The following is a 21,351-nucleotide window of genomic DNA, read 5'->3' as shown; positions in this document are numbered from 1 at the left end:
TGACGTCCGGGATTATCGTTCAGTAAGACGCTGGTCTTTCATTGCTACGCCGCACCAAGCCCAATCTCGCAAGTCAGCTGGTGCCACGCCGCGACACTGATCCTACACAGAAAGTTTTGCTTCGTGCCGCGATCAAGTGCCGGCAATCAGATGTTGGGCTAACTCGCTCGAATGGGTCTCACCGCTCTCGGCGTGGTCGTCGAACGGGACTAACGTCCCGAGTCCCATCCGGCGGATCCTGTCGGAACATCGCGCACTTCAGTGCGTAGCGATCTCAGTCCGCTGGCCCACGGACTTGGATACCTTGCGCGGGTGGACGGGTAGTTGCAGCATTCGAGGTGAGCCGTAGTTGGACTCCAGGCAGAGGCTGCCGTCGAGATGCTCTACCAACCCAGTGCAATTTTCGACCCAGTCCCCGGTATTCAGATACAGCATATCATCGCTGTACACGATGGCGGGCGTGTGAGTGTGCCCGCAGACGACACCGTCGCAGTTCTGCTCGCAGGCATGCTGCATAATTGCTGATTCAAAGCCACTGAGCCACATCACGATCCGTTTAACAAAGGATTTCAGTGTCGCGCAGGCACCATAGGGATTCTTGTGCCGCCTTCCCGTCAATCGGTTGAACAGGCGATTCGCGCTGAGCACAGTGTCGTAGGCAAACGAAGTCACTTTGGAAACCCACTGTGCTTGAGTCTCGACAACGTCGAAGAGGTCACCGTGTGTGATCAAGAATCGCCAGCCACCGAGGGATTCGAACACGAACTCGTTAGCAAAATGAATGTCAGAGAACTGATCGGGAATCATCCCCAGGCTTTGCTCATTTCGTAGAAACGAGTCGTGGTTGCCAGGCACGTAGAAAACCTCTGTTCCTTGAGCGATGAGGGATTCGATGTGATCGATCATTTCTTTGCAGGCGCCCGACCAATGCCAGCCCTGGTTGCACCGCCATCCGTCAATGAAGTCACCGACGAGATACACCTGCTCCGGCGTATAGGACTGCAGGAACTCGAGGCACCGAGCGGCTTGCGAGTGCTTCGAGCCCAGGTGCACATCACTGATCAGGAGCGTGCGAACCGCGGTGGTAGGTGAAGAATGATTCGCCATTTTTGTTGCTGGCCTTCGCGAAAAGATGGACGCCGGACTGGTTCTCAACTACCGGCTGTGGCAAGGCTATCAGTTTAACCTAGTACAGGGGCATGCAAGCGCTTTTCTGAAAATGGCGGATCATCGTCCCTTAATGTGGGGGGAGCGGGTTTGTACTGCGACGTTGGTGTGACTATGATTTGCCCCGACGGTGATCTCGCGCTCGATTTCGCCCTCGTTTGCCCGCCTACCATCCCCCCACCCAACGACGATTTGCTGCGCAACTTCCACGTGTGGTGGCTCTCGTCCTTGCTTCTCGATGATGAGTCGTGCTCCTCGCCGGAGTGCACTCGCATGTCGACTCCGCCTTCGGAATTTCTGTGATGTATCCACTCAGCCCCTCACGCCCGTTTCGGCTGCTTCCGTACCTTGTGACTGGGGTGATCGCGACGTTGATCGTGGCGATGCAGCACCGCGCCGAGGCTGCTGGCACGCCCGTGCCTGCCGTCGCCCAAGAAGATCCTGATTTCGCAATTCAAGGCGAATACATTGGTATCGACCGTGCGATGCAGGTGATTGCGGTAGGGGATGGCGAGTTCGATATCGTCATCTATGAAGGCGGTTTGCCAGGAGCAGGAGCTCGCGGTGAACCACGCCGTATCGAGAGCGATATCGATTCGATTGGCGATCTGATCGCATCGCTGGGGATGAAACGCGTCGAACGGACAAGCCCGACCTTGCAGCGAGCTGCGCCGAGCGGCGCGATTGTGTTGTTTGACGGCACCGCTGAATCGCTTGCCAAACACTGGAACAACGCCAACCTCACCGCTGATGGACTGCTCGAGCCGGGCACCACGACGAAACAGCAATTTGGTGATTACCACTTGCACCTTGAATTCCGCACCCCCTTTGCACCAGAGGCACGTGGCCAAGGGCGTGGCAATAGCGGTATCTATCACCAAGGCCGATACGAGACCCAAATTCTCGATTCGTTTGGTTTAGAGGGTCGCAACGATGAAGCCGGGGGCATCTATACCGTTAGTGCTCCTGCGGTCAACACATGTTTCCCTCCTCTGCGTTGGCAGACTTACGATGTTGATTTCACGGCGCCGCGCTTTGACGGCACGGGTAAGAAAATATCCAACGCGAGAATGACCGTGCGGTTGAATGGCGTCATGGTGCAGAACGACGTGGAAGTGCCTGGATTCACTCGTGCGGCGGCCTTCTCCGACGATGCACCACTCGGCCCGCTAATGCTGCAAGATCACGGGGATCCCGTTCGCTTTCGCAATATTTGGTTGGCACCGCGAGACGCCAGTCGCGAGTCCGCCCGCCCGATCGTGCCCGGCTTTGAGCGGTTTGTCGGGACGGATTCAACACCTCTTGCCGAAGCCGGCGAAATTTTGCTCAATTCCCTCGCCTGCACGGCTTGTCACACTGACCAAGATTCCATTGCACCGGTCCAGCACGGGCCGGATTTAAGTGAACTGGCGGGTCGGGTTCGCGCCGATGCGATTGTCGCCATGATCGCGGATCCACACGCAACGAAGCGCGGCACTACGATGCCCGATCCGTGGCCGGGCGCGGACGCCGCTACGCGGAAACAGAATGCCGAAAAGATAGCCAGTTACCTTATTCTGCGCGGGCACGGTCAAATTGCTGACCGTGTGGTCAGTCAATCTCTCGCTGACCGCGGCAATGAACTTTATCACCGCATCGGCTGCGTGGCCTGCCACGGTCCCTTGGACCCTGCGCTGCCCAAGACTCCGTTGGCCACAACGGTACCGCTCGGTCGACCGGATCGCAAATACACCGTCCCCTCACTGATGGATTTCCTCCAGCGATGCACGACGATTCGCAGCGGGCTGCGTATGCCAACGATGGTGGGCACGCCCGAAGAAGTCGCTGCCGTGGCCGCTTATCTAACTCAACAGACGAGCGTGGGCGAGCACGAGGCCACCTTCAACCGGCGGATTTACCGAGGGAAGTGGACCAGTCTGCCGAATTTCGATACCCTCGAACCGGTCAGTTCCGACGAAGTCACTGGGTTGAAAATCGATGACGTGAAACCTGGAAACAATTTTGCCGTTGTCTTTGACGCCAACCTCTCGATCGAGCAGGATGGAGAGTACACGTTCCTGCTGTCGAGCGATGACGGCAGCGCGCTGGAAATCGACGGCCACCGCCTCGTCAACGACGGCATCCATCCGACGACGACCAAGCAAGAGAGCTACACACTCACTGCGGGAGTGTATCCCATCCGTGTCGAGTACTTCGACGGCGGTGGCCAAATCGAAATTAAGCTGGAAATGATCGACCCGCGTTTGGGTCGCGACGATATCACCGCTTGGATTACCGATGGCGAGCAAGGCGAACCCATCGATTTGTTGCCGAGCAAGTTCGTCCCTGATGAGAGTCTTGTTGCGCCTGGACAGCAACTTTTTCAGAGTGCGAATTGCGTCGCTTGTCACGCGTTCGAGACTGCGACTCCCGCTTCAACGAAGCCCTCTAAGAATGCTGCAGCGTCCCTGAACGTGTTGCCATCGACCGGCGGCTGCTTGGCGGAAGAGGTCGCAGCACCGGCAATCGATTATGGATTGGGAGCCACCCAAGTCGCTGCCATACGAGCGGCCTTGGACCGCCGGCGTGATGGCGATGTCCCGCCAACTGACGATGCCCGACGGGTGCACCGTACGATGGCGGCGCTGAACTGCTTTGCCTGTCATGAACGCGACGGGATCGGTGGTCCTGAACCTTCTCGCGACGAGTTTTTCCACAGCACCACGCCTGAGATGGGCTTGGAAGGACGGCTGCCACCTTCGCTCAGCGGTGTCGGTGATAAACTCAACGATGCCTATCTACGACAAGTGCTGAAGTCGGGGGGAAACACCCGCACCTACATGCTGACAAGGATGCCTGGCTTCGATCATGAGAAACTCGTGGCATTTGAAGACGCGATCGTCCGACTCGATCGCAGCGAGGCGATCGCCCCGGTCGAGCAGACTGCATCGGTCGAAGATGTGCAGATCGAAGGACGCAAGCTTTGCGGCAACGGCGGTTTGGCGTGTATCAAGTGCCACAGTTACAACGGCAACACCGGTGGCGGTCTTGGTGCGATCGATATGCTGCTGATGCCAAAGCGTCTTCGCCCGGAGTGGTTTCAACGCTACCTGAAGGATCCCACTGGATACCGTCCGGGAACACGGATGCCCAACAGTTTTCTCGAGGGACGCAGCGCTATCACGGATATCTTCGATGGTGATCCGGACAAACAAATCGATGCGATGTGGCAGTACCTTTCGCTTGGTACCGCGGCAAAAGAGCCCCAGGGGCTCAATCAATCGGCGATTGTTTTGGCGGCAACCGAACGGCCTCGCATCTATCGAAACTTCTTTGATGGCGTCAGCCCGCGCGGCATTGGTGTGGGCTATCCCGGCGAGTTGGACTTGATCTGGGACGCTGACCAAATGTCGTGGGCACAAGTGTGGAAGAACGAATTCATGGACGCGTCCAAGCATTGGCGCGGTCGTGGTCAAGGCAATCAACGGCCACTCGGCGACGCGATCATCACATTTGACACCGCTCCGACGTTGGCGATGCTGGACGCCGCTTCCAGTTCTTGGCCCGCGGCATCGGGCCGCGAGCTCGGCTACCAGATGCAAGGGTATACACTCGACGAGAAGGGCAATCCGACCTTCCGATATTCGATTGGCGAGACGTCAGTCGAAGACCAACCAATCCCGACCGCTGACGGCTTTGAGAGACGTCTGACCGTTCACGCCGCAGATGCTGGGCGAGCGAAAACGTTGGTCTGGCAGATCGCAGCTGGGCAGATCGAGCCAATCGAAGGCGGCTTTCGCATTGACGATCGCTATACCGTGAGCGTCGACGGCGCCGACGCCCAACTGCTGAGCGTCGATGGAAAACAAGTCTTACGAGCCACCATCCCACCCGCTGCCACCACGACCGTTTCACAAACCATTCGCTGGTAATCATAAAACATGAATTTCATTCGCTTTCTATCGCTCTTTGCAGCGATTTCACTGTCCGGGACGGTATCGGTATCTGCCGAGGCGCCGACCGAAAATGACTACTACACGATCACGACGTTCGAGACGCCGCTTGGTGAAGTCATCGAAGCGTGCGGTTTCCAGCGGATGCCCGATGGAAAACTGGCGGTGTGCTCGCGGCGTGGCGATATTTTCATGATCACCAAGCCGCTGGCCAAAGAAGTCACCGCGGACCAGTTCCAACTGTACGCCCGCGGACTGCATGAACCGCTGAGTTTGGCAATCCGTGACGGCTGGCTGTACGCGGTTCAGCGCCCCGAGGTGACCCGGATGCGAGACACCGATGACGATGGGCTCGCCGATATCTTTGAAACGTATGCCGATGGCTGGGGCATCTCTGGCGACTACCATGAATACGCTTTTGGATCCAAGTTCAATGCCGATGGGACGATGTACCTCACATTGTGCTTGACCGGATCCTTTACGAGCAAAGTACCTTTTCGTGGATGGGCGATGAAGATCACTCCCGATGGCGAAACATTGCCGTTGAGCAGCGGCGTGCGCTCCCCGGGCGGGATGGGATCGGATCTTCAGGGCAATGTGCTGTACACCGACAATCAAGGTCCCTGGAACGGAACCTGTGGACTGAAGCTACTGCAGCAGGGCAAGTTCATGGGGCATCCCGGTGGGTTTGACTGGTATGACCAGGCGCCGTCGATGGGACAGCGACCTACCATTCCGGCCAGCCCCAGCCGGATGTATATCGAAGCGGCAAAGATCCCTGAACTGATCCCGCCGGTCGTGCTGTTTCCCTATGACAAAATGGGCAAAAGCGCCTCTGGCATCACATGCGATACCACGCAAGGCAAATTCGGTCCCTTCGCCGGTCAACTGTTTATCGGCGACCAAACGCAAAGCCGTATCATGCGTGTGTTCACCGAAGTCGTCGACGGAGTCATGCAGGGCGTGTGCTTCCCATTCCGTAAGGGCTTCGCATCTGGAAACGTCGGCGTGGAAATGGACGCCAGCGGCGCGATGTTTGTCGGGGGCACAAACCGCGGATGGGGATCGGTGGGACCTCGAGAATTTGCCGTTGAGCGACTCAACTGGACTGGCGAAGTACCCTTCGAAATGAAAGAGATGCGACTGCTAAAGGATGGCTTCGAGCTCGTCTTTACTAAACCGGTTGATGCCGCCGCGGCCGGTAATCCAGCGTCCTATCAAATGTCAACCTATACATTCGAGTACCGTGAACAGTATGGCAGTCCAGAGGTCGATGCCACGCAACCCACGATCACCGGGGCGACCGTCTCAGACGACCGGACCAAAGTACGCTTGATCGTCGATGGCTTGCAGATTGGCCATGTCCATGAGCTCCATGCCGATGGCGTGCGTGGCCAAGATGGAAACGGTTTGCTGCATGCCGACGCGTACTATACGCTCAATAAACTGCGGTAGCCAATTATGTCGCGAATGTCGTCAGAGGGTGGATCGAGCGTAAGATTTCGATCAACGCTGACACCCTCGCTCGAGCGTTGCTACCTGAACACCTCACCAACGACAGCACGATGATGCGAAAAGTTCGAGCCACACGAGTAGGTCGCAACGCCGCCTCCGCGGAGCGCACGGTGATGCGACTGTGCCTACTCGTTGGCATTGTGATCGCTAGCGTTTCTACGGCGGATGAGTCCGAGGCGATTCATTTCAACGAAGACATCCGACCGATCCTCTCGGAGAATTGCTTCGAGTGTCACGGGCCGGATGAAGACACCCGGGCTGCAGATCTACGGCTCGATCGTTTCGAAGATGCCGTTGACTATGGCGCGATTGTTCCGGGTGAACCGGAGGAGAGTGTACTCGTCGAACGTATCCTCACCGAGGATGCCGACATGGTGATGCCACCGCCACACTCACACAAATCGCTCAATGAGGCACAGAAAAAGCTGCTCGTTCAATGGATACAGGCAGGTGCGACCTATCAACGACACTGGTCTTTTGAACCTATTCCCACTCCACGGGACGCGTCAAAGACCATTGATGATTTCATTGATGATGCGATCGCCCGAAAACAGCTGAAACTGTCGCCACCGGCCCCGCCTGAGCGATGGCTACGTCGGGTGACGCTCGACTTAACCGGTCTGCCACCCACGCTCGCGGAGATCGATGCCTTCTTGGCAGACGATTCCAACTCAGCGAGGGAACGGGTCGTCGATCGCCTGTTGGCTTCTTCGGCATACGCGGAACGGATGGCTGCGGAATGGCTGGACGTCGCTCGCTACAGCGATACCTATGGCTATCAAGTCGATCGCGATCGATTTGTTTGGCCATGGCGTGATTGGGTGATCAAAGCTTTCGATCACAATATGCCCTATGACGAGTTTATCACTGAACAACTTGCCGGGGATTTGCTGCCCAATGCCACCGACGATCAAATTCTCGCCACGACCTTCAACCGACTCCATCCGCAAAAAGTAGAGGGCGGCAGTGTCGAAGAAGAGTTTCGTGTGGAGTATGTGATCGACCGAGCTCAAACCGTCTCGACCGCATTCATGGGACTGACGTTTGAATGCGCACGCTGCCACGACCACAAATTTGACCCGCTGACGCAGAAAGAGTTTTACGAACTCAATGCGTTTTTCGCCAACATCAACGAGGCGGGACTTTACTCGTATCATACCAATAGCATCCCCACACCTACCCTGCGTTTACCGACTGACGAGCAACGTCAGCAACTCGCTGACGCGGATCGATTGGTGGCTGCTGCCGCGAAGAACTACTCCGACAAAATGGCGGAGGTTGAGCTCGACACTGCGATGACGGCCGGTAATTCCGGCAACAAGGTCTCGCTCACTCCCATCGTCTCGCAGAGCTTTGACGATGACGCTGCCAAGAAACTTCCGGTGGAATTCGTCGAGGGCGTGCAGGGCCAAGCCGGTCGGTTGTCCGGCGATGCGGGTGTCTCGGTGGGTCCAGCCGACTTTCGCCGTTGGCAACCGTTCTCGGTATCGCTGTGGCTGCAGACGCCCGATGTCAAGGACCGCGCTGTTGTCTTTCACCATTCACTCGGTTGGACCGATGCCGCCAGTCGTGGTTACCAACTTCTGATCGAAGACGGCAAGTTGTCAGCCGCCCTCGTTCACTATTGGCCTGGCAATGCCATCAATGTCCGCACGCTCGCGGACGTCCCCGTCGACCAGTGGCAACACGTCGTCATGACCTACGACGGTTCGAGTCGAGCAGCTGGATTGCAGATTTTTATCAACGGAAAACTTGCTGAATGTGAAATTGTCGAGGATTCCTTGACCAAGGACATCACGACCGGAAACACACACAACATCACGATTGGCGAACGCACCCGCGACCGCGGATTCACCAACGGCGTCGTCGATGAATTCGAAGTCTTCGATCGGCGACTGACGGGCGTCGAAGTGGCCGAGCGATTTCATCACAGATCACTCGATGAGCTCTGTCAGACCGAGACGATGTCATCGCTGCCACCAGCAGACCGCCGCGAGGTTGTTACCGCCTACTTCAATGAGGATTGCCAAAAGGCTTTCACCGAACTAACCGCCGCGAGAGAAACACAGGACCGACTGCTCGATGCGATTGCCGAGATCATGGTGATGCGTGAACTGCCAGAGCCGCGGGATACCTTCGTGCTTGGTCGCGGCGTTTACGATCAGCATCAAGAGCGAGTCACGGCAGCAACCCCTGCCACCTTGCCGCCGATGGACGACGACGAGCCGAGAAATCGCCTTGGACTGGCGCACTGGTTAACTCGAGATGACCACCCGCTGACCGCTCGCGTAGCTGTGAATCGATACTGGCAACTGCTCTTCGGTCGCGGACTGGTGAAGACGACCGAAGATTTTGGCAATCAAGGCACACCGCCGTCGCACCCCGAATTACTCGACTGGCTTGCTCGTGGGTTCATTGATTCTGGGTGGAATGTAAAGGGGCTGTTAAAGACGATGGTGTTATCACAGGCGTATCAGCGTGATTCCGATGCGGTCGGTGACAGCCGCGAACGGGATCCTGAAAACATCTGGCTGGCGCGGGGCCCCATCGCGCCCCTGACTGCGGAGATGATTCGCGACTCCGCGTTGGCCGGTAGTGGGCTGTTGTCTGCCAAAATTGGCGGTCCACCAGCGCGACCTTACGAACTGGCGGTCGCATTCAAACCCGTCACTCCCGATCATGGCGAGGGACTGTATCGGCGCAGTCTCTATACTTACTGGAAACGCACGTCGCCGGCGCCAGTCATGCTGGTCCTCGATGCATCGACACGGGACGTCTGTAGCGTGCGGCGAGAGCGAACCAGTTCACCGCTGCAAGCGATGGTTTTACTCAACGGCCCGCAGTACGTGGAAGCAGCTCAGGGAGCCGCCGCCCAGGTAGTCGAAGAACTCGGTCCCGATGCCGCGCCCGAGAAACGGGTCACACGTTTATTCCAATTGCTAACGAGCCGCACGCCAACCAGACTCGAAGCGTCGATTTTGACACGGCTGTATCATGAGCAGATGCAGGTTTTCTCCGACGACAAAAACGCCGTCGGGGAATACCTCGGAATTGGCGAGTTCGATGCCGCCGAGGCAACCGACAAACTCAGTGTCGCCACGCTCTCGATCGTTGCGCAAGCGATCATGAACCTGGACGACTGTTTGATCAAACGCTAGGAAAGACACAGATGAATATTAATTTGGGTGGCAGTCGTCGGCGGTTCCTCAACCAGTTTGGGATGGGACTGGGAGGTTTAGCACTCGCAGATCTGATGTCCGGACCAGCGGCGGCCAGTGACCTCGACACGTCTGAGGCGACGGCACTTCCCAGCGGCGCCGCGTTGACTGCCCTGCATCACGCACCTCGCGCCAAACGCGTGATTTATCTGTTTCAGGCCGGCGCTCCCTCGCAGATGGACTTGCTCGACCACAAACCGCTGCTTAACAAACTGCACGGCACCCAGCTTCCAGATGAAGTGCGCGGCGGACAGCGATTAACTGGAATGTCAGGCAATCAATCAAGTTTACCGCTGGTTGGATCGCCCTTTCCCTTTGCTCAGCATGGCCAAAGCGGCACCTGGATGAGCGATCTGTTACCGCACACGGCGAAGATTGCTGACGAAATCTGTGTCGTGAAATCAATGTATACCGAAGCCATCAATCACGGCCCCGGCGTGACGTTCCTGCAAAGTGGCAGCCAGCTGCCTGGCAGGCCGAGTATCGGATCATGGCTCAGCTACGGTCTCGGCAGCGAGAATGAAAACCTACCCGCCTTCGTTGTTCTGCTTACCAAGAACAAAGGCGGCCAGCCGCTGGCGGCGCGTCTGTGGGGTTCGGGGTTCTTGCCGTCGGAGTATCAAGGAGTCCAGTTTCGCAGTGCTGGCGATCCAGTTCTCTATCTTCGCAATCCCGCTGGCGTGACCGCTGCGGCGCGACGTGGCATGCTTGACGCCATGGGCGAGCTGCATCAATTGAAGATCGAATCCGAGTCGGATCCGTTTGTCGAAGCGCGGATCGCCCAGCACGAACTCGCCTTCCGAATGCAGATGTCCATTCCTGACGTTACGGACATCTCCAGTGAAACGCAAAGCACGCTGGACTCGTACGGACCTGATGTGCGCGACCAAGGCACATTCGCATCGAATTGCCTGCTAGCCCGCCGACTCGCTGAGCGCGGTGTGCGCTTTATCCAGCTCTATCACCAAGGTTGGGATCAACACGGCGGGTTGCCGAAGCAGTTGCCTGTGCAGTGCAAAGAGACCGATCAGCCGGCCGCCGCCCTAGTCAGTGATCTGAAAGACCGGGGAATGCTTGATGATACTCTCGTTGTTTGGGGTGGGGAGTTCGGACGCACTAACTATTGCCAAGGCACTCTCACCCCCGGCAATTTTGGACGCGACCATCACCCTCGCTGCTTCACAATGTGGATGGCCGGCGGCGGTGTGAAACCAGGCATCTCCTACGGCGAAACCGACGAATACGGTTACAACGTGGTCACCGATCCCGTTCACGTACACGACTTCCAAGCCACCATGATGCACCTGCTGGGCATCGACCACGAACGACTGACGTACCGCTATCAAGGCAGACAATTTCGTTTGACCGACGTGCATGGCAACGTCGTACAACCAATTCTGGCCTAATGAATAGCCCCTGCTGTCGCCAGCCTTAGCCGGTGCGTGTCCGTTGTTCTCCTAAGGTAGTGGGGACAAAGCAACTTCGCGAGCAAACCGCGGTAAGCTAGAACATCAGCTTGTCTGTTTCGATGGAGCCTTACTGGTATCCCTGGTGAAGGTCACGCTGTCTCAACCGCGGACGGAATCGAGTACGGTTGGACCGCGGGAAACCACGGTCAGCACACTGTGTACGACAAACTGTCTGGCCATGCCTACTATTGGGGTTACACCCGGTGAATACGATATGATCTTGCACGTTGACATGGATGCATTCTACGCATCCGTCGAAGAACGCGAGCGACCGGAATTGGTCGGGCGTCCGCTCGTTGTCGGGGGAACTCCCGAGGGGCGTGGCGTTGTCGCAGCAGCAAACTACGAGGCGCGTAAATTTGGCGTGCACAGTGCCATGCCCATGGCGACAGCGTTGCGGCTCTGCCCCAATGTCGTCGTCTTGCCCGTTCGGATGAGTGATTACGCGGAAGTCTCCCGCCAGATCCGGGACATCTTCTTTCGTTACACACCGCTCGTTGAACCGCTGTCGCTTGATGAGGCCTTTCTTGACGTCAGCGGGTGCGAATCACTGTTTGGCACAGCCTCAAAAATCGCTCGCCTGATCAAAGACAAGATCATGGAGGAAACGTCGCTCGTCGCCTCTGTCGGTGTGGCCCCAAACAAATTCCTCGCGAAGATCGCCAGTGATGTGAGAAAGCCTGATGGCCTCGTCGTCGTCCCGCCCGACGCAGTCCAATCTTTCCTGGATCCCTTGCCGGTGGGACGGATTTGGGGCGTCGGGAAGATCACCGGTGGCGTGTTCGAGCGACTTGGTATTCAGACGATCGAGCAACTTCGCCAACGCTCAGTTGAAACGCTTAGGACTGACTTTGGAACGCAGGGCGAGCATTTCTGGAAACTGGCTCGCGGGATCGACGATCGTACGGTGGTCCCGGACCGTGAAGCAAAATCGATCTCCCACGAAACGACGTTTGCAACAGACATCGCCGACCGAGATCTGACGAGGGCGTGGTTGCTGGATCTGACTGAACAGATCATGCGACGATTACGGCGGAAGAACGAGAAAGCCAGAACGGTCCATTTGAAGATCCGTTTTGCCGACTTTCGGACAATCACTCGCTCGCGGACGCTCTCAAGTTCGACAGACGTGACGGTCGAGGTCTGGCAAGTTGCGAAAGCGTTGCATGATGCAGCCCTTTCAGGCAATCATTCGAGCATCCGCTTGATCGGTGTCGGAGTCAGCAACTTTAGCGGCGATCAACCGGTCCAACAGCCCCTGTTTGACGCGGACCCGGAAGGCCAAGAACACGCGAAGCAACGAAAGCTGGATGCGGTTAGCGATGCGGTGCGTGATAAGTTCGGCAGTGCATCGCTGAGCAAGGGAAACACTCGCCTGCGTTCGCAGACGGAGAGTCGCTGAACCGGATGCTGGGTTACGGCGTTCGGATGTACTTCTCTGACTCACCCAGCGTGGCATTCCAGACCGACGCGATGCGGTCGTCAATATAAACCAAGCGAAGCCGGGCAGAGTAGTCAGAATCAGGCTCGGTCAACAGCAATTCGCCATCCAGATTGATGCTCCAGTAGACACCGCATATCGAAACCTCCATCATTGATGGATCGCCCGCCTTGATCCCAAGGTGAGGAGCGTCTCTTGTCGGTGGGCCACCGATGCTCGCGGTCGCGGTCGAAGCAGAAGCAAATCCAAAGTTAGCGATTCAATCCGTAGATACTAACGAGTAATGCCAACCCTGAATCATCTCGGGGGCCCAGCGAATCGCCGGTGACGACGCGGTTGCGGCAGGCGCGGACGCTGCCCAGCGTTCTCGGTTCACAGCGTTAAAGACCTGACGTGCCGATTTCCGCAACGCAAAACATGTGATTGCAACGAATACGATTGCCACCATCACGATTCGTTGTTTTCCGCTCATGCGTCGAAGGCAGTTAGCACAATGTGTCATCGGGAACACGCGAATAAGTTCTCAACGGCCGCATCACGCGTTCTCCGGTCCACGCGCTGGTCACGCATCTTTTGGTGGCTCGATCCAGAGCTGCAACTCAGCAGAGCCCGAGTTGACGCTGCTCCCATCTCGAACACGGGCTAACGGAAACTTGCTCGTCGGCGCGCCAAGTTCGGGTTCAAAAAGTCCTGCAAAATAAGTCGTCATGTTTGGGAAGGCTAACAATTCACTAGCATTTCTGATCGGGAGTTGACCGGTCCGTCCATGATCAACGAGTCGCCGGAGCAATTGTTGCTTTCGTTGCCTCGACGTCGGCGAGTTCGGCACACCATAATCTTATCACACATTTTTACGATACCGAACGATCACAACTTCGCCATTGAACTCGATTATACCGAGTTCATCCTGAATTATCTCGAGAACATTGCCCGGCTTTCCGCCGCCCGAACCTGCGCCAATCAACGGCATCGCAATCGACGCGTATTGTTTGTCAGATGCCAGTCTCAGCGCATTGCGGACGGAATCACGGATAGACCGTTCAGACGATCGCCAGAGCATGTTAATTCCCGCGACATGAATGATCGATTTGAAAGGCAGTTTTCCAGCCGTCGTTTCTACGGCGTGTCCAAGCGGTATTGCGCCCATTCTCCCAAGCTCGCGAAACGGAGCCAGTCCGGCCCGCTTTTTGATCGCACCGGATACACCTTGCGGCAAAAGTAACCACCACGGAAAGATGTTCCGATTCCACGCGTTCACGATGACGTCTACCTTCTGGTCGAGCAGGTCGCCATCAACGACAGTCAGTTGCATCCATCACATCCTGGGTTTGCGTTCGATTCGATGAAGGACCGTGACACTGCGCGTAACCTCGCGAGTACGGTTGCTTTTCCATTCCAGATAACTCGTAAGCCCGGCGCCGTCTGCACCCATTGCTTATCTGCCACGAGGCAGATCCATGCTACCAAGTCCAGCGGCAAGCGGAGCGGGCAGCACCTGTGCGGATCGAGTGTACCCCGAGAAAATACCACCATAATCATTCACAATGCGGACGACCACGCGGCGGTCGTCAAGCCGGGGTACGGCATGCTCGTTCTCGGCAAGAAATTCCGGCAGATAGCGAATCGCTTCGCGAGCAACCAATGCAAACCGGGCATCCGAATTGTCCGACGAAGGAGATCCAGCATAGAGAGTCTCTTGATCGCTCGGATCAATGAAGAATCCGATTCCCCCGCAGATTATCGCGTCGCCTTTCGCAAAGTCGGGTGGCTTGACCTTTGGCCGATTGGCCAGTTCGCCGAAAAAGCTGCTTGTGATCCGCGACCACCACGATGGAGGCAGGGGTTCACTTTGTGGCGGCGAGTAGGGATTAACGCGATCGGTCACGGGAATTCAGCGAGAATGAGGTCACCATCGTGAATGCACATGTGCGTCCCCAAACCGCGGATGGTGGTGTTAGCGGCGGCACCAACATCACTTCACTCGCTGGTCACCGGCTACATGGTCACCGGCTACATGGTCATCGGCCGTTTTGGGCTACCGATGACGAAGCCATTGTAGCGTGAATGAATGCGACAGATGAAAGGAATGCCGGAGAGACGTCATGCGGTGCGTTCAGGACGATAGCAGCAATTGAATCGTCGAGTGAAACACCGGTGATCAAGGATATTGCCGCAGACGCGATCACGGGTGATCGGCTCATTCCAGCGGAACACGCAAATCAAGCAATTCCAGCTCAGGCAAGGTACCAAACGTTTGCATTGCGGCGTCAGTAAGTTGCGTGCCAGCGAAATGGATCGTCTTGAGTCCAGAATGCTGTGCAAGAACCGCAATATCCTCATCCGTAATCCGCGTATGTGACATCGCAATGGACCGTAGATCTGGAAACTCTGCAATGTTCCGCAACAAAGCATCGGCAAAACTCATCCGGTGTGCAACGACTTCTTGGAGCGAGGCAAAATGCAGAAGCGATGGAACGTCGCGTGCGGTCATGACCGCACCGTTGAGCGTCACCGTTTCCGGGACCATATCTGCGATCATCTCGGCGTACTCCGGTGGAGTCTCCTCCTCGCAGATGTGCAGTTGCTTCACTCTCGAGAGGTCACCAGCATCCAGGGTTGTTCCGAGTTGATTAAGCCTGGCTACGGCGTTGTGTGGCGTCATTGGTTCCATTCGGCTTTGTCGTGGGTAAATCCAGCATGTTGGATTTTAGAGGCATGGCGGTGAAGTCCGGAATGAGCGATGCCGCCCCGGGACAAACGCTGACGGTGAACGCCTCCGCCGCCCGCCAAAGACACCATTCAGCTCACCCCGACCGAGATACTCCTCGGCAAGTTGCTTCCCATCAGAGATTGCTCACACTGCTCCCGGCGAAACGATCCTATCTTCTCGATCGTGAATGAACGTCGAAACTCCCTGCCACCGCGCGAACGAATCGCCACTTCGAGAACGTCCGATAGCCTGCGACTGGACCGAGAGACGTTTGATTTAGCGAAACCGCGGCGCCCGGCTCCAGCGCAATTCACTGCTCGACGTCGGCTTGAGTTAGATCGAGGGTGGTCTCTCGATCGCCCCGCCCCCGCGGAATTGGGATGACTACACGAAGTCGTCGACTACCGTCGTCACCCGTCGTTCGACGAAATTGTAGCACAAGGAAACCTGGATGGTGGTATGTGTCACAAACACCGAAAGCGCTTGTGGTACCACCGGAGGAGATTGAAACATAATCAGAATCTCTGGTGGATCGAAATGCGGGTTCAAATCCTTCGTCTGATTCACTCGCGTACTCGCAGAGCCACTGCGCAATGCCGTCGTTCCAGCACTCGTGGTATAAAAAGGAATCACGATCAATATCAGACGGTACGTCCAACTTGATGCGGAGGGTGAAGTGACCAGACCATCGTGCCGACGTCGAGAGATAGGTCGTCCCAAGAAACGCCAAAATGCAGATCATGCTAGCGATGGAGAGTCGACGCATGATTCCTCAATCGTAGAACGGCCCAGATTAGCGGGAATGGGGAGTTGTGCGTCCATGCGTCTAAACCAACCACCGGTCCTTCGATGTATCTGATGGTTCTGCCTGCGTTCGCCGGTGGGAAACGTGGCAACGAAAGATCATCGTGATGGCGTAGATCGCCCAACAAGAAGAAACGAGCTGCAGCGCCAACACTGGAGAGTCTCGTATTGGCACCCAGTTCGTTAGAAGCAGCGCATCATGTTGCTGGATCGACACGACAAACGCGATTGGCTAGACCCCGCACATCAGTGCCGTCCAGGGAAACCTTTTAAACGATGAGCGTCGAATCAACAACCCATTCGTAGCAATGAAGAGTGCAATCAAGTTGATGGTCAGCACATCGGTCCAATAGGCAGCGATCATTGGCCAGACAAATTGAAACAGTCCGAAGCGATTGACGACGCGCCGCGTTCGATCCGCCAATTCGGTGGGAATAAGCGTCAGCCCCCTGCGACTAAAGTCAATTTCCGTCTGTGATTCTGTCGGTGGTTCGTATGGATTGCCAATCGTGTTGAGTCTCGGTGGTAAGTGGCAGAACGATGCCGGTAATCGAGCACCGCTACAAGTCTATGTTCTCAAAAAACACATCCTCCGCGGCGCCGGTTCACCGCTTGGATCTGTCATTCGATACGAATCAAGGGGCACCAGCAAATAGAGTGACGGTCACTGTCGTGAAAAGAGCGGTGCCAGCCGACGGGGGACATGGGCAACAATTTCGGAAAGTGGACCTGCGATGCCTGAGCAGAGCACACCAATGTGCAATGTGAGCAAACAGCGTGGCAGTGTTCGGAAACGTAGCCACTGATGTCTTTGACGTGCCGAAGTATGCGGCAAACGCCGCAGGGGCGAGTGACGCTACACTCTTGGATCCAAGTACGTGTTCACGCATTAGGCACAACAGCAATGCTGCGAAGTAGACCGCCATGCATGTAAACACGTATCTCGTCATCGACGCCTCGGTGACGGCGCTAATGTCAGCGACTGTATTATATTTACGCAATTTGCTTTCTCGCCGACGGAAACCGCTCGGACGAGCGAAGTTTGATGAACATGTTCCGGTGCATCGCCAAATCGTGATACTGCTCGGGAAAGATGTTTCTCAGCATTCAGTTTAAACGTATCAGCGACTTCATCCCAGGGCTTGCCAATAGCAGCATGTGTCAAGTCGCGTGAAGCGTCCCGTAGCAGGGCCTGTGCGGAAGCGTGCTTACTGGTGCGAATTTCAGCGATGGCAAAATTGGGATCGAGCGGTGCACGCGGGGGAGGAGACCGATGACAACCACAAAAGCCGAGTAGTGCAAGTAGAATCGCAGTTCGAATCACGGAATTCCTACGTGTGAGTTCACTCGTCATCTGTTGGAACATCGGAGAGGTTGGGTAGCCGTTTGAGTATATGGGAGATTTCCTTTGAGAGAGTGGCGACATCGGATACACGGTGACTACGGAACGTGAACGGGGCGTCGATCGCGCCGCATTCGGCAAGTACGTGATAAACGACGCAGGTGTGAAACGCGGGTTCGAGAGATGAAAAATGAAAATCCGAATCAAGTTGATCGGTGGGATGGATACAAGCTGACGGAACATCGAAGAAGCGAGCAACTCCGTCGCGAGTCAATGTTAGTAGCTCGGGGTCAGATCCGGGGAAATGCGAGCAAAACTCGGCGTCATCCACCGGCCTGCGGTCAAGCAGCATTTTGCGAACCGATTTCATGTGGCGCCGATGCCGTGCATTGTCCCGTAAGGCGAGCAATAGCACCGCCATGAAGACCATGGCGGCAGGCATCACTGCAACGGTCAAGCGTCCAGCCAGCGGGGCATCCGTCATGGACAATGCACCGATCGCGCCAACCAACAGCGGAACGATTGCCAATACGGCCGCGCAACCGATCATTTGTCGCAATGCAATAAGCCTCCAGTGCGAAAGAATGAGCTGCGAGGGCGTAGAGACGGCAAACAGCTTCAAGCCTTCAGTCGGGTAACGGTAAAATCTGGTCCATCCGGGTTTATCGTGGGTTTCGCAGCGGTGAGCCAGGTGTGCGGGATTTTCAAGGCATGTCGGTGGCGTCCGAAATCTTTGTCAGGCTGATGCAACGGTGGTAGGATCGTTTTGCCGGGAGAGGCGGAAGCAAGCTCTGCTGGGAAGCAACTTGCCGAGGAATATCTCGGTCGGGGTGAGCCGAAAGGTGCCTTCGGCTGGCGGCGGATGCGTCTGCCGTCAGCGTTTATCCTGGGACGGCATCGCTCATTTCGGACGCCACCGCCATGCCTCTAAAATCCAACATGCTGGATTTACCCACGACAATCCCGGATGGACCCTTTTTTCGGCTCCAACCACACGAAAAAGCAAACGCTCGGAAACACCGTTATGGAAGTTGATCTGGTCCTGGTCCAACAAGGTGTAACCCGGTTGCGACTCAAATTGGGCTTTCACAGCGGGCAATTAAGCGTCCATTGAGAGTTGGTCAAGAGGAGCGTCAGGTTCTAAACGAACGATAAAAGTGCAAAGTTCTGCCTTATTCAAAATTGCAGCGACCGACTGGTCGACGCGATCATATGTATCACCCGGAGTGTTCATGTGAGTGGCTCGCCATCCATTGGGGAGTTCAACCGAGACATCGAAGCGTTTGCTCTTCCATTCTGGGATTGTTGACTCTGCGATTGGCTCTTGACTGCGGCAACCTGCAGCGATGGCGACAGCCGAAACGAAGCAAACGGCGGTGAGATGCATTTCGATCACGACGTTTCTCTGAATTGAAAAAAAGTAGCCGTAACCGGGGACGGCGATTTGATTCTCCATTTGTAAAAGCGAGATGCCGGGCTCAGTCTCACGGCACGATTTCCCGTGATTCTGAGTTGATCGCAATGTCGCGAGTCATTGATCGCACTCGAAGCCGTATTCCACGAAGGATCAGCGCCTTGCAGTTCTAACTTGCGGTCAATCTCCGTCATCATGTTTGAAATGTACGTATCGTGCTCAGGCCATCGAGCGGCCGCATCGGCCAGAAGATGTTGCGCCGCTTGGAGTTCGCCAAGTGACTCAAGGCGCGCGGCAGCCGCGAGTTGATCGTCCGCGTTCGTGTAGTCGTCAAGAGTTCGATCGACCAATCGTTTGGGTCTAAGGGCAAACCAAGCAAACAGCGTGACGGGTCCAAACAACCAGAGCAACAATAGCCAGCCAGCACCAACGTCACGGGACTGAAACTCTTTGACGCCCCAAGCTACGCTGCCAGTGAACACAGCAGCAAAGACGATCAGGAACAGGACTACCGGGACAGCTTCCATCGTGATTCAGAGTAGCAATTCAGTCGGTGAACGGAGGCCATCACGCGGCCGCAGTGAAGGATTCACCACGTCGGACTAGCGACGTTCGACCTGTTTGAAACGTGACTGCTGACTGTAGTGCGATCCCGTTATTATCCGCCAGCGGGCTAGTCCGGTGATCGCCCTGGCGTAACGACGCAAATGCACCAAAACGACAAGCTTTCGATGCATCCGAAAATCACTGTGAAGAATACCGCAGTGAAGACATACTTGAAAGCGGACGCGTTACCAATGCCGATGAAGCAATGGAACAACCATGAAAATCCAGAAAGTACAGCGGAAAGAACGACAGCGATTGCGAATCTCGGCAACGAACGAAATCGAGGCTTAGTTGTCGGTCTAGTGCAGAGGTACGCAACCATCACTGCCAATACAATTGGGTCCGCCGAGCTAACCTTCAATGCGCGGAGCATCAAGTCAATGGCGATTGCGGTAGCGAAGAACGTCGCGTAGCGCAGCGTGTAGCTTAATGTCGACGAATCAGCGACCGACCGAATGTCAGCTGTCGTCGCGAATTGTGCCATTTTCAGAAAGACTTGAGTCGCGTATCGGTAGGCATCCCGGGGAACGGAGGGAAGACTTCCCACTTCAAGAACCGCGCAAGCTGTTCTCCCGTGCATGTCATGGTTCGTCGCTATTCGGGTTTGGTGAAAGAAGAATCCGGCAAGGAATCTTTGAATTCCAATTTTGCTATCGTGACGTCGAGCATCTTCTTGCCGTCGGAGGTTGCAGAAAACGCCATGAGCACGGCTACGCCTTCGAAATACTTGTACATTCCAAGACGAGTTGAAATGATTGCTTGGGTGCCGGTTATTGGATCTAGAGTTTGCTTGGACGTCCCCACCAGCAATCCCGATTGCAAGTCGACAAAGTAGTCCCCGGTCCCCAGATCTTCTGATTCAAGCCGAAGTTGAATCGCGGGCTTACTGTCGATGTCGAGCTTCTTGACAATTGTCAGGTTCTCAATGTTGTCTCGAAGATGGGCTACCGCGCAGATGTCGGCGAAAGTGTGTCGCTCACGATCGGCAAACGCACGAGGAATTTCCATCGTTGGTTTGCCGGGTGAGGTCATCCAACCGCCGTCTTTGTTGATGATGAATGTCAGATCAATCTCTCCGTACGTTGAGTCAGCAACGATCGAACGTTTAAAAAAGTTGGGGAATGCGAATGACTCAGTCACCGTTGCGGTCCCTATGCCGGGCGGGAGAATCCCCGCAGTCGTCGTAAACTTGATAGTCCCACATCCCCAACGGTCGGGCGCGTTTTTGCCACCATGACGCTTGATGAGCGTTTCGACAATTTCCGCAACGGTAGCATTGTCGTCTATCGTTGGAGAATCCGCATGCGTCTGCGCGGCAAGGACACACCAGAAGTAGACGCCACCAGCGCCGATCAGCTTTCGCACCAGCTTACTGATCGTTGACGCGGATATTTCGGATGAATTCCACACAAGTAGAACAACCGCGAACCTGCCGGCAAAGTTGATCACGTCCGGAAGATTGTCTGCCGACGCGATATCGATGACGTACAGCTCACGAGCGTCGTCGAAGTCGGTTCCGATGTGCTCAAGTAAGGGCATGGATTGTCAGTCAGATAACAGCAAAATTCACGGGATCGAGCAGTGAAAAGCATGAACTGCAGAAACGCTTGACGCCCGACTCCCGTGCAATTCCTTGGTTCGCCAATTCTTCACCGATAGTCCAGCCTGCTGTGTTACCAAAGAGCCAGAAACTATCGTTTGATCCGTTTTAAAAAGACATGCCCGTAAGTCAT

At 55.9% G+C, this 21,351-nt stretch carries 17 protein-coding genes; 7 read left to right on the top strand and 10 right to left on the bottom strand.

Annotated elements, in window-relative coordinates:
* Nucleotides 1–258 precede the first annotated feature (258 nt).
* On the bottom strand, nucleotides 259–1,107 hold the full coding sequence (locus tag Poly21_RS13530) for a UDP-2,3-diacylglucosamine diphosphatase (RefSeq protein WP_146407525.1): 849 nt from the start codon (nucleotides 1,105–1,107) through the stop codon (nucleotides 259–261).
* Between the two features lie 362 nt (nucleotides 1,108–1,469).
* Between Poly21_RS13530 and Poly21_RS13525 the strand changes: the two genes are divergently transcribed.
* From Poly21_RS13525 to dinB, 5 genes are all read left to right on the top strand, one after another.
* Entirely contained in the window at nucleotides 1,470–5,078 is a 3,609-nt protein-coding gene (locus Poly21_RS13525; protein WP_302118861.1) for a 3-keto-alpha-glucoside-1,2-lyase-like domain-containing protein, read from the top strand.
* 9 nt (nucleotides 5,079–5,087) lie between these two features.
* A complete protein-coding gene (locus Poly21_RS13520; protein WP_146407524.1) occupies nucleotides 5,088–6,554 on the top strand; it encodes a DUF7133 domain-containing protein in 1,467 nt (488 codons plus the stop codon).
* Nucleotides 6,555–6,664: 110 nt separating this feature from the next.
* On the top strand, nucleotides 6,665–9,772 hold the full coding sequence (locus Poly21_RS13515) for a DUF1553 domain-containing protein (protein ID WP_302118860.1): 3,108 nt from the start codon (nucleotides 6,665–6,667) through the stop codon (nucleotides 9,770–9,772).
* 11 nt (nucleotides 9,773–9,783) lie between these two features.
* Nucleotides 9,784–11,238, top strand: coding sequence for a DUF1501 domain-containing protein (locus Poly21_RS13510; RefSeq protein WP_146407523.1), 1,455 nt, complete (start codon nucleotides 9,784–9,786; stop codon nucleotides 11,236–11,238).
* A 277-nt stretch (nucleotides 11,239–11,515) separates the two neighbouring features.
* Nucleotides 11,516–12,703, top strand: a complete 1,188-nt coding sequence (gene dinB, locus Poly21_RS13505; protein WP_146407522.1) for a DNA polymerase IV — start codon at nucleotides 11,516–11,518, stop codon at nucleotides 12,701–12,703.
* Nucleotides 12,704–12,716: 13 nt separating this feature from the next.
* On the opposite strand, the gene Poly21_RS13500 is transcribed toward dinB, so the two are convergent.
* The 3 genes from Poly21_RS13500 to Poly21_RS13490 form a co-directional block, all read right to left on the bottom strand.
* On the bottom strand, nucleotides 12,717–12,896 hold the full coding sequence (locus Poly21_RS13500; RefSeq protein ID WP_146407521.1) for a hypothetical protein: 180 nt from the start codon (nucleotides 12,894–12,896) through the stop codon (nucleotides 12,717–12,719).
* Nucleotides 12,897–13,583: 687 nt separating this feature from the next.
* Nucleotides 13,584–14,054, bottom strand: coding sequence for a macro domain-containing protein (locus tag Poly21_RS13495; RefSeq protein WP_146407520.1), 471 nt, complete (start codon nucleotides 14,052–14,054; stop codon nucleotides 13,584–13,586).
* Nucleotides 14,055–14,177: 123 nt separating this feature from the next.
* Entirely contained in the window at nucleotides 14,178–14,627 is a 450-nt protein-coding gene (locus tag Poly21_RS13490) for a hypothetical protein (RefSeq protein WP_146407519.1), read from the bottom strand.
* Between the two features lie 39 nt (nucleotides 14,628–14,666).
* On the opposite strand from Poly21_RS13490, the gene Poly21_RS27540 reads away from it, so the two are divergent.
* Nucleotides 14,667–14,801, top strand: a complete 135-nt coding sequence (locus Poly21_RS27540; RefSeq protein WP_302118859.1) for a hypothetical protein — start codon at nucleotides 14,667–14,669, stop codon at nucleotides 14,799–14,801.
* 138 nt (nucleotides 14,802–14,939) lie between these two features.
* On the opposite strand, the gene Poly21_RS13485 is transcribed toward Poly21_RS27540, so the two are convergent.
* The 5 genes from Poly21_RS13485 to Poly21_RS13465 all read right to left on the bottom strand — a co-directional run bounded on the left by Poly21_RS13485 (nucleotide 14,940) and on the right by Poly21_RS13465 (nucleotide 19,539).
* Nucleotides 14,940–15,404: a leucine-rich repeat domain-containing protein gene (locus Poly21_RS13485; protein WP_146407518.1), complete on the bottom strand. Its 465-nt coding sequence runs from the start codon at nucleotides 15,402–15,404 to the stop codon at nucleotides 14,940–14,942.
* Nucleotides 15,405–15,762: 358 nt separating this feature from the next.
* Entirely contained in the window at nucleotides 15,763–16,218 is a 456-nt protein-coding gene (locus Poly21_RS13480; protein WP_146407517.1) for a hypothetical protein, read from the bottom strand.
* A gap of 1,381 nt (nucleotides 16,219–17,599) precedes the next feature.
* Nucleotides 17,600–18,157 carry a hypothetical protein gene (locus tag Poly21_RS13475; RefSeq protein ID WP_302118858.1) on the bottom strand — a complete coding sequence of 186 codons (558 nt, stop codon included), beginning with the start codon at nucleotides 18,155–18,157 and terminating at the stop codon, nucleotides 17,600–17,602.
* Nucleotides 18,158–18,697: 540 nt separating this feature from the next.
* Nucleotides 18,698–18,994, bottom strand: coding sequence for a hypothetical protein (locus tag Poly21_RS13470; protein WP_146407515.1), 297 nt, complete (start codon nucleotides 18,992–18,994; stop codon nucleotides 18,698–18,700).
* Nucleotides 18,991–19,539: a hypothetical protein gene (locus Poly21_RS13465; RefSeq protein ID WP_146407514.1), complete on the bottom strand. Its 549-nt coding sequence runs from the start codon at nucleotides 19,537–19,539 to the stop codon at nucleotides 18,991–18,993. Before Poly21_RS13465 ends, Poly21_RS13470 begins: the two co-directional genes overlap by 4 nt.
* A gap of 237 nt (nucleotides 19,540–19,776) precedes the next feature.
* On the opposite strand from Poly21_RS13465, the gene Poly21_RS13460 reads away from it, so the two are divergent.
* A complete protein-coding gene (locus Poly21_RS13460; protein ID WP_302118857.1) occupies nucleotides 19,777–20,031 on the top strand; it encodes a hypothetical protein in 255 nt (84 codons plus the stop codon).
* Between the two features lie 181 nt (nucleotides 20,032–20,212).
* Here Poly21_RS13460 and Poly21_RS13455 read toward each other — a convergent pair whose 3' ends face one another.
* Entirely contained in the window at nucleotides 20,213–21,157 is a 945-nt protein-coding gene (locus Poly21_RS13455; RefSeq protein ID WP_146407512.1) for a hypothetical protein, read from the bottom strand.
* Nucleotides 21,158–21,351: the final 194 nt, after the last annotated feature.

It is taken from the genome of Allorhodopirellula heiligendammensis, from assembly GCF_007860105.1.
GTDB classification, from domain to species: domain Bacteria; phylum Planctomycetota; class Planctomycetia; order Pirellulales; family Pirellulaceae; genus Rhodopirellula; species Rhodopirellula heiligendammensis.
The sequence above is the reverse complement of the archived record's forward strand: the minus strand, read 5'-3'. Positions and strand labels throughout refer to the sequence as shown.